General features: G+C 52.9%; 10 protein-coding genes. 5 read left to right on the top strand and 5 right to left on the bottom strand.

From position 1 onward, the window contains the following. Positions 1-465: 2Fe-2S iron-sulfur cluster-binding protein (locus tag B2067_RS11965; RefSeq protein WP_301388604.1), on the bottom strand; the 465-nt coding region annotated here is incomplete at its 3' end. Then, on the bottom strand, positions 462-1,940 hold the full coding sequence (gene ubiD, locus B2067_RS11960; protein ID WP_273089631.1) for a 4-hydroxy-3-polyprenylbenzoate decarboxylase: 1,479 nt from the start codon (positions 1,938-1,940) through the stop codon (positions 462-464). The genes ubiD and B2067_RS11965, both read right to left, overlap by 4 nt. 179 nt (positions 1,941-2,119) lie before the next feature. Between ubiD and B2067_RS11955 the strand changes: the two genes are divergently transcribed. Next, positions 2,120-2,374 (top strand): hypothetical protein, encoded by a 255-nt coding sequence (locus B2067_RS11955; protein ID WP_301388603.1) that lies wholly within the window; start codon positions 2,120-2,122, stop codon positions 2,372-2,374. Here B2067_RS11955 and B2067_RS11950 read toward each other — a convergent pair. Then, positions 2,358-2,873 carry an Ig-like domain-containing protein gene (locus B2067_RS11950; RefSeq protein ID WP_301377239.1) on the bottom strand — a complete coding sequence of 172 codons (516 nt, stop codon included), beginning with the start codon at positions 2,871-2,873 and terminating at the stop codon, positions 2,358-2,360. The genes B2067_RS11955 and B2067_RS11950 overlap by 17 nt on opposite strands. Positions 2,874-2,954: 81 nt before the next feature. Beyond that, the gene (locus B2067_RS11945) at positions 2,955-3,080 is read right to left on the bottom strand and encodes a hypothetical protein (protein ID WP_297531395.1); all 126 of its coding nucleotides are present in this window, start codon (positions 3,078-3,080) and stop codon (positions 2,955-2,957) included. A 263-nt stretch (positions 3,081-3,343) separates the two neighbouring features. On the opposite strand from B2067_RS11945, the gene B2067_RS11940 reads away from it, so the two are divergent. From B2067_RS11940 to B2067_RS11925, 4 genes are all read left to right on the top strand, one after another. Further along, positions 3,344-3,721: a DUF423 domain-containing protein gene (locus B2067_RS11940; RefSeq protein ID WP_245820033.1), complete on the top strand. Its 378-nt coding sequence runs from the start codon at positions 3,344-3,346 to the stop codon at positions 3,719-3,721. 5 nt (positions 3,722-3,726) lie between these two features. After that, positions 3,727-4,437 (top strand): tRNA (guanosine(46)-N7)-methyltransferase TrmB, encoded by a 711-nt coding sequence (gene trmB, locus B2067_RS11935; RefSeq protein ID WP_297531397.1) that lies wholly within the window; start codon positions 3,727-3,729, stop codon positions 4,435-4,437. A gap of 139 nt (positions 4,438-4,576) precedes the next feature. Further along, positions 4,577-4,864 (top strand): PA4642 family protein, encoded by a 288-nt coding sequence (locus B2067_RS11930; RefSeq protein WP_297531399.1) that lies wholly within the window; start codon positions 4,577-4,579, stop codon positions 4,862-4,864. A gap of 39 nt (positions 4,865-4,903) precedes the next feature. Next, positions 4,904-5,779 (top strand): hypothetical protein, encoded by an 876-nt coding sequence (locus tag B2067_RS11925; protein WP_301388602.1) that lies wholly within the window; start codon positions 4,904-4,906, stop codon positions 5,777-5,779. 10 nt (positions 5,780-5,789) lie between these two features. Here the strand turns inward: B2067_RS11925 and B2067_RS11920 are convergent, their stop codons facing one another. Then, on the bottom strand, positions 5,790-6,008 hold the full coding sequence (locus B2067_RS11920; RefSeq protein ID WP_301377207.1) for a hypothetical protein: 219 nt from the start codon (positions 6,006-6,008) through the stop codon (positions 5,790-5,792). Positions 6,009-6,150: the final 142 nt, after the last annotated feature.

The raw sequence follows: 6,150 nt of genomic DNA, 5'->3' as shown, positions 1-6,150 counted from the left end.
CTCGTTTGCGTCGTTTCCGATGTGCAGCATCAGATACTGCCCGGCCCAGAAGTCCGGAGCCTTGCCGGTAGGTGCGAGAAGGATTACCCGGTAAACGTCATCCGCCAGCAGCTCGACCGACTGTACCTGACAGGCAAGTGTGGCGGGCTGTTTGTGGTCCGGAGCGAATACATCGGTCATAACAATCTCAACGTCAGATTTGGGAAAAGCTACGCAGCATAATACCTGATTATCCTGCTCAAGTATTGGGTTGCCCAGCTCATTACGAAAGCCTAGTTCACCGGACAGTCGTTCGCCCATGCACACATGACAAATACCGTTCTCGCAACTTACGGGCAGAATGACACGTTGTTCGAGGGCCGCATCGGCAATGGTCTGATCAGAGCGGCAGCGAATCGTGACACCGTTCGGCTGAAAAGTGATCCGGTGCGTTCTGCCACCCTTCGGGTTGGCCGGATCACTCATTTCAGACCAATGTCTTTACCGATTTTCCTGACCAGTTGGTCGACGCTGTCTTTGACGTCGTCGTCCATCACAATCGGTACACCCCATTCACGGTTGGTTTCCCCCGGCATTTTATTGGTCGCGTCTAAACCCATTTTCGAGCCGAGCCCGGACACCGGCGACGCAAAGTCGAGGTAATCGATGGGCGTATTTTCAATCATGGTGGTGTCGCGTGCGGGGTCCATGCGGGTGGTAATGGCCCAGATCACGTCTTCCCAGTTGCGGGTGTCGACGTCATCGTCGACCACGATCACAAACTTGGTGTACATAAACTGTCGCAGGAATGACCAGACCCCCATCATTACGCGCTTGGCGTGGCCGGGGTACTGTTTCTTCATGCTGACCACCGCCATGCGATAGGAACAACCTTCTGGCGGCAGATAGAAGTCGACGATTTCCGGAAACTGCTTTTGCAGAATCGGCACGAAGACTTCGTTCAGAGCAACACCCAGAATCGCGGGTTCGTCTGGTGGACGGCCGGTGTAGGTACTGTGATAGATCGGGTCTTTGCGGTGAGTAATACGCTCAACCGTAAAGACCGGGAAGTGATCCACTTCGTTGTAATACCCTGTGTGGTCACCAAACGGACCTTCAGGGGCCATGTCGTCTGGGTGGATCACACCCTCCAGCACGATTTCAGCCGACGCCGGAACCATCAGGTTGTTGCCGATACTCTTCACCAGTTCCGTGCGTGAATCACGCAGCAGGCCAGCAAAGGCGTATTCGCTCAGGGTATCGGGCACTGGAGTGACCGCGCCCAGAATCGTCGCTGGATCTGCCCCCAGAGCCACGGTTACCGGGAAGGGTTTACCCGGGTGCTCCTGCTGCCATTCACGGAAATCAAGCGCGCCACCACGATGGCTCAACCAGCGCATGATCACGCGATTTTTACCGATGACCTGTTGGCGGTAGATACCTAGATTATGGCGCTCTTTGTGCGGGCCTTTGGTAATCACTAACGGCCAGGTAATTAGCGGGCCTGCGTCGCCAGGCCAGCAGTGCTGAACCGGAATCTTTGAAAGATCGACGTCGTCGCCTTCAATCACAATTTCCTGACATGCCGCTTTTTTCACTTCTTTCGGGCCCATGGCCAGCACTTTCTTGAAAATCGGCAGCTTCGACCAGGCATCTTTCAGGCCTTTGGGTGGCTCGGGTTCTTTCAGGAAAGCGAGCAGCTTGCCGATTTCGCGCAGCGCCTCAACGGAATCTTCACCCATGCCCATCGCCACACGTTCGGGTGTGCCAAACAGGTTGGCCAGTACCGGCATGTCATAACCTTTGGGGTTTTCAAACAGCAGGGCGGGGCCTTTAGCGCGGAGTACGCGGTCGGCCAGTTCGGTCATTTCGAGGTGTGGGTCAACAGGCTCTTTGATACGAACCAGTTCACCGCGTTTTTCCAGTTTCTTGATGAAGTCGCGCAGGTCTGCGTATTTCACGAGAAGCTCTCACTGTTTGAATCAGGGGGAGCATTCTAACAGCTTCGTTTGAGGGAAGTAGAGGTGGGGTTAGTCAGGAGCAGGGGCGAATTTAAGTGATTGGGATAAAGCTCGGTAAGACACGGTAAATACATCCCTGTACGCTCGGATGCGCTATCTGACCGCCAAGGATGGCGGAAATGCCGGGGGCTGTATGGAACAGCCCCGGTCTGGCGCATACGCTTACCTCGCTGTACCCCAATCATTTTTGTACTGGCCCATCCGCTCCCTCTCTCGAGAAGGGAGTGGCGGGGTTAATTAAAGAAATCAAACGCCCAGAAGTGGTCGAAATCCGGGAAAATGCCGCTGTTCTTCTGCGATTCTTCGCGCCAGAAAGCACCATCAGCGCGCTCAACCTGTACCGGTTCTGCATCCGGATCAGGAGACTGAACTGACGTTGTCCGACAGGTGGTTTACGACCCAGGCTTCGTTGTCGTTGCGCAGAGCGATTGCAACTGGTTCAAGGCCGACCGGCACGCTGTGCAGCAGCTCAGGTGTTTCGCCACTGACATCAAAGACTTCCATTTTGCCGTCGGGTGTATTCAGCGCATACAGGCGAGTGTTGTCCGAGTTCAGAACCAGTGGACGAACCTGTCCGGATTCAAAGTTGGTGTAAGAACCCTGCACCTTAATATCGATGGTACCGTTGGTGTCACCATCGAGGTTGTCACTGACGTTAAATACAATGCGGTCGTAGCCCGTGTACTCGGCATCCGGGATGTAACGCACGTTAGGTGGCGTGCCTTCGAGACGGCCATGAAGTGGTGCCTCTACGATGCTCCAGCTGAGATTATTGTCTGGCTCGCCTTCTGGCGTCAGATGCTTTGCCCGAAAGTCGATGGTGATACTCTGATTGCGGAAAGTCGTCATGGAGTACGACTTTGCCTGGGGAATCAGAAATGGTTCTACATTGCCACGGTTGCCAATGAAATCGGCAACGAACTGAAGCTTCAGTACCTGTTCAAGGCTACCCTGTCAGGCATCGCCGTTCTTGGTTGCGTAACCTTCTACGCTGGCAGATACACCTGTAGCGGTCGTTATTAACCCCGCGCCACAGGTCAGGGCCATCGCCAGCCTGCGAGCTTTTGTTGTTATCGTCATTTGGTCTACCCGATGAGTCGTTTTTTTATTGTTATGACTGCGATTGAAACGCAGTGTGAGAAGGACGATAGAGGCTGTGTCCGGGGGTGAACAGAGATCCGTAACACACTGGCCGACAGGGGTACATGATCAAGGTCTTGCGCGGACATAGTGCGCCGCGGTGTAAAAACCTGTCCGATGGTGGTCAATACTGTGACCTGAGTCTCTGTCTGCTTTATAATCGAGCTTTTTTCCGGGGAGAGACAATGCGAGCCAGAGCCTGCTTGAATACAGCCGCCGTGGCTGGATTTACTGGGGTTGCATTCGGTGCGTTTGGCGCTCATGGACTCAAGGGAGTCATTGAGCCAGAGTTGATGGCAGCGTATGAAACCGGGGTGTTGTACCACCTGATGCATGCGGTTGTCCTGCTGGCAATGTCGGCATGGTTGTACGTGCGTCCGGCGTCCTGGATTCGTCGTAGCGCGATTATGATGACTCTGGGGTTGATTCTGTTTAGCGGTAGTCTTTATGCCATGGCCATGACAGGACAGCGTTTTCTGGGTGTTATTACACCGTTCGGAGGCGTTAGCTGGTTGATTGCCTGGGCATTTCTGATTCTGGCGGCATTCCGTCTTCCCCAATCCCCTTCTGACAGCGAGTAAAGCGAGTGTCTGACACTAATCAGGTTGGCGATGCCGACAAGCCACAATATCGCCGTGGCATAAAAAGTTTTGTTATCCGGGCTGGCCGTCTTACCAAAGGTCAGCAGGGTGGCCTGGATCGCCAGTGGCCGATCATGGGGCTGGAGCTTGAGCAGGGCGAAATTGACCCGCCTGCGGTCTTTGGTCGTGATGCGCATGTTGTGCTCGAGATTGGTTACGGTATGGGTCAGTCTCTCGTACAGATGGCCGCTGCGGCGCCAGAAAAAGACTTTATCGGTGTTGAAGTACACTTGCCCGGGGTCGGCTCACTGTTGAACCTGGCGGAAGAAGCCGGTGTCACAAACCTGCGAACATACAAAGACGATGCGATTGAAGTGCTGAAGCTGATCCCTGATAACAGCATTGATACGGTTCAGTTGTTTTTTCCGGACCCATGGCACAAGAAAAAGCACCATAAGCGCCGTATCGTACAGCCAGAATTCGCGCAGACGTTGCGACGTATCCTGAAGCCAGGTGGCGTGTTCCATATGGCGACTGACTGGGAGAACTACGCAGAGCACATGATGGAAGTCATGGAAGCGCAGGAAGGCTACGAAAACGTTGCCGGTAAAAATGAATATGTACCGCGCCCGGAACATCGCCCGTACACCAGGTTTGAAAAGCGTGGCGAGAACAAAGGGCACGGTGTCTGGGATCTGATGTTCCGGAAAGTTTGAGATTATGTGCAGATAGTCTGATGGGTTTCTCTGGCTCGCCGTAAACCCATCCATGGGGGCTCCGCTGTGCCATCCATGGCACAGAGGGCCAGCGAAACCCATCAGGCTATCTACACGAAATGTATTTAGGAGAGAGAAAATGCAGAAGAAAGATAAAGAAAAAGTATTTGGTGGTGAATGGTCGGAAGCGCAACTGCGTGAATTTCTGGTTGCCGAAAGCTACGACGGTTCAGACGCAGACTACATCGCCGTCATTCGCGCTTACCGCCACATGGTGCCGGGCACTTTTGCAGATTTTATTAAACTGTTTGCAGCCGAAGGTCACAATCTGGATGCAAAAAATGCTGACGGTGTAACTTTGCTTGAGACCATCGAATCTCATGCACAGGGCAAAGAGTACGCAGAAATTATTCGTGCCGCAGCCTGATCTCAGGTTGTAAAAAATACCGACTAAGCCGGAGGGCTTATGAAAAAAATAAAAATATTACCACTTTCACTCATCACTCTTGCCATGGTGGGCTGCGGTGGTGGTGGTTCTGGCTCAAGCAGTTCAGATGAGGATAACTTTCCGACAGATCTGACCTACTTTACGCTGGACGATTATCGCTCGACAGCAGAGTTGCTGCAATTGAGAGGCGATAATGAAATTACAGGTACTTGGGTTGGTGTACGTAATAATACCTACACGGACGCTAATACCAGCGGCCCTGACTTTAAGCGTTATGAGAGTCGTCTTGAATTTCTCGTTATTCGGGAGAGCGCAGAGTATGAGAGTGGCTTTGAATTTGCCTCCTGCAATGCTGGTGGCTTCGTTGAAATTCGCAGCGTGACATCGACGGCCGTGGCTACGGTGGGCGCTGGAACGTACAATCGTTCGGCGAATAACGTACTGACGTTGGAAGTCGAAGGTGCCGTCGCGCCGGGTGTCAGCCTGTATTCCAGCAGTGAATTTATCCGCCTGAAAGAGAGCACCGGCCGGGTAGGCTCAATGGGCTGGAATTGGGGCCCTGACCAGATTGTCACCGGCGAAGATGTTTTCTGTGTCGGTTTGCACAACCTCGAAGACTCAGAAACCAAGTTGTCTGTAGCGACTACCAACGAAGACGATGGGGATTCTATTCTCGATCTGAGTACAGAGACCTACTCTTTTACTGAACGGGATATTTATTTCTTCGATGCAGTAAATAACCTTTCACATGAATCTGCCGATTCGTCTGATGATATTGGTATTACTATTACAGGACAGGATGTGTACGGCTACGATGCTGCATTCAATATCCAGCGCAGTGATTCGAATAACGATACTGTGGTAGGTAACGTCTCTGTTGAAGTTACTTTTTAAACATTAATGTTTAAAAATAAAAAACCCGCCCTTTACGCTTCTGGGCGGCTTCGCGATCGAAACCATTGCCCTCTGCGGGTACCATCACGCCAGAATTCGGTGCTTCGACACCGCCGGCATCTGTGGTTGGCCCGGGTTTGCCATTGATCGTACTGGTGCGACCGAACAGGCGATAGTTATGCGCTGGGATGGTGGTCAGCAGGCAGTCCCTCGGGTGTGGCTGACACACTGAACGTCAGTGCCAGTGCTGGCAATGGCACGCAGGAAACTTGGCGTACGCTCGCACATCCATGCCGTAAAGATCAGGCACTGATGATATCGATGGCCGATTGCGTCTGGTTTGGCGCAAAAGGGAGCGGCTTGTTTGGAGG

Source organism: Thalassolituus sp. UBA2590, assembly GCF_002339775.1.
Taxonomy (GTDB): domain Bacteria; phylum Pseudomonadota; class Gammaproteobacteria; order Pseudomonadales; family Oceanobacteraceae; genus Thalassolituus.
This window is presented reverse-complemented; position numbering and strand designations above follow the sequence as displayed.

Coding starts and splice junctions, on each gene's coding strand:
- B2067_RS11930 (WP_297531399.1), top strand. CDS start 4,577: ATGCAGAAGAAAGATAAAGAAAAAGTATTTGGTGGTGAATGGTCGGAA.
- B2067_RS11955 (WP_301388603.1), top strand. CDS start 2,120: ATGCCGGGGGCTGTATGGAACAGCCCCGGTCTGGCGCATACGCTTACC.
- B2067_RS11945 (WP_297531395.1), bottom strand. CDS start 3,080: ATGACGATAACAACAAAAGCTCGCAGGCTGGCGATGGCCCTGACCTGT.
- B2067_RS11925 (WP_301388602.1), top strand. CDS start 4,904: ATGAAAAAAATAAAAATATTACCACTTTCACTCATCACTCTTGCCATG.